Source organism: Candidatus Sororendozoicomonas aggregata, from assembly GCF_031528575.1.
GTDB classification, from domain to species: Bacteria; Pseudomonadota; Gammaproteobacteria; order Pseudomonadales; family Endozoicomonadaceae; genus Endonucleibacter; species Endonucleibacter aggregata.
On sequence record NZ_JAVLSP010000185.1, the window covers coordinates 1 to 2,000 of the forward strand.

The window sequence follows — 2,000 nt, forward strand, 5'->3', positions numbered from 1 at the left end:
GCGGCTACGATAAATGGGTCTAAAAAGTCGCTTTTGTTCGTCAAATAGTCCCGCTATTCTCCTCACGAAAGCGACTTTTTATCCGCCATTTCTCGCGGTTCTCGCTACGGGCAGACTTTTAAGACTGCTTCTAAAAGCAGCCTTAACGCAAGACTGCTTCTTTCAGGTTCAGGCTCAGGCTCGGGTTCAGCGCCCCCTGGCAGCATTGACATCTTCAGCTTGTAAGCCTTTGCTGTTTTCTATCACAGTAAAATCCACGCGCTGACCTTCTGATAAGGTGCGGTGCCCGTCGCCCCGAATGGCCCGATAATGAACAAAAACATCATCACCCTGGTCACGGGTAATGAAGCCAAAACCCTTGCTCACGTTAAACCATTTGACCGTGCCGGTTTCACGACTTTCATCACGGCCCCCGGTCTCTGTTGCTACAGGGTTAAGTGCATTCAGATTAACCAGAAAGTGACAGGCTGCCCCCAAAACAAACAGGCTATGGATAGCGTGTGTAGCATTAATAGTACCCAATGTAAGGGAAGGATTGAATATCAGGCACAGTGCCAGCACTAAACTCAGAAGCACAAAGCCTGAACCTGTCACTTGTACAAATTGCTTAAAACCATGGCGCTGAACTAAATAGGCACCGAGCAACAGATTGCCGACAGTTGTTGCCAAAAGCAGCGTGTATGCTGTGGAAGCTTGTGGAAGTGGGAGGGCTAATGCGCCAGTTTTTGTCATGCTCATTACCAGAATCAGCAGTAGCGACAGGATTCCTGATAGTGAATGAATAAATTTCAGTTGTATCAAGACACAGTCCTTTTCGTTGTTATCAAAGCATAATGAAGGTCAGTAGGGACAAACCTGTTTAGCGGAAAGCAGTACCAATAACGATGTCTTTTCCTGTTTTAATGTAACCCATATTGGGTATTCAGCTCAAATAATAGGGGACTTTTCCAGATAGTGGTTATTCCCGGCATTTTATCAGGTTCAGGGCAGTGATTGATGCTTCACACCCTGATAACCCCCCAAGTGGGTGCTAACCGGCTGATCTTTTTATAAATTATTGATTATTTGTTTTGACAGGCTGAATTAATACACAAGGCCGCGACATTCACTCAATAAAAAAGGTGAAATTCGGTGGTAAAAAAGACTCGACGTGGAAAAATGCTGATATTATAGTGTTCGTAAGCATCTAGTAGCTTCGCTGTCTGGGACGTTGTAGAAAAATACACGTTCCAACGTTAGGAGCCTGTCGGACTTATGCTTTCGAGCATAAAATTCAGTGGGGCGAGTCAGAATTTTCGATCAATTTGTGCGAATAGTTGACCTATTTAAGCAAATTGATCGGAAATTCTGGCCGTACTTTCTCGGACTTTCTGGATTTTAGGCCGAAATTGTCTTAAGTCCGACAGGCTCCTAGCCAAACAGAATCTGCAAGGACTGCAGAGAGATGCCGGAATCAGCCTGGTGTAGTGGCAGATCGTGCTTTTGTTTCAAACAAAAGCACACCCCTAACAAATGGATATTCATCAGGAGAGTAGCATGGCTGCAAAGAAAGCACCTGTTATTAAAGACAGATATAACAAGTCACAGATGTTGACTGAAATTGCTGAGAATACCGGGCTTACCCGTAAGCAGGTCAGTGCGGTGATGGACGAGTTGAATGAGTTGATTGAAAGGCATGTGAAAAAGCGGGGGTGTGGCGAATTTGTGCTGCCGGGCCTGTTAAAAATTGTCACTAAGAAGAAAGCCGCCACAAAAGCCAGAAAGGGCGTTCCCAACCCATTCAAGCCTGGTGAATTAATGGATGTGCCGGCTAAGCCTGCCTCTATTCAGGTGAAAGTCAGACCTCTGAAAAAGCTCAAACAATACGCCGTTTCGTAATTATACTCACCGTCTTCTCTAGAAGCCTGTCGGACTTATGCTTTCGAGCATAAAATTCAGTAGGGCGAGTCAGAATTTTCGATCAATTTGCGCGAATAGTTGACCTATTTAAGCAAATTGAT

General features: G+C 45.0%; 2 protein-coding genes. One reads left to right on the forward strand and one right to left on the reverse strand.

Features of this window, described 5'->3' with window-relative positions:
* Positions 1-186: 186 nt before the first annotated feature.
* Positions 187-801, reverse strand: coding sequence for a cold-shock protein (locus V4C51_RS17635; protein ID WP_330927480.1), 615 nt, complete (start codon positions 799-801; stop codon positions 187-189).
* A gap of 735 nt (positions 802-1,536) precedes the next feature.
* Here V4C51_RS17635 and V4C51_RS17640 point away from each other — a divergent pair.
* Positions 1,537-1,878 carry an HU family DNA-binding protein gene (locus V4C51_RS17640; protein ID WP_330927481.1) on the forward strand — a complete coding sequence of 114 codons (342 nt, stop codon included), beginning with the start codon at positions 1,537-1,539 and terminating at the stop codon, positions 1,876-1,878.
* Positions 1,879-2,000 lie beyond the last annotated feature (122 nt).

Coding starts and splice junctions, on each gene's coding strand:
- V4C51_RS17640 (WP_330927481.1), top strand. CDS start 1,537: ATGGCTGCAAAGAAAGCACCTGTTATTAAAGACAGATATAACAAGTCA.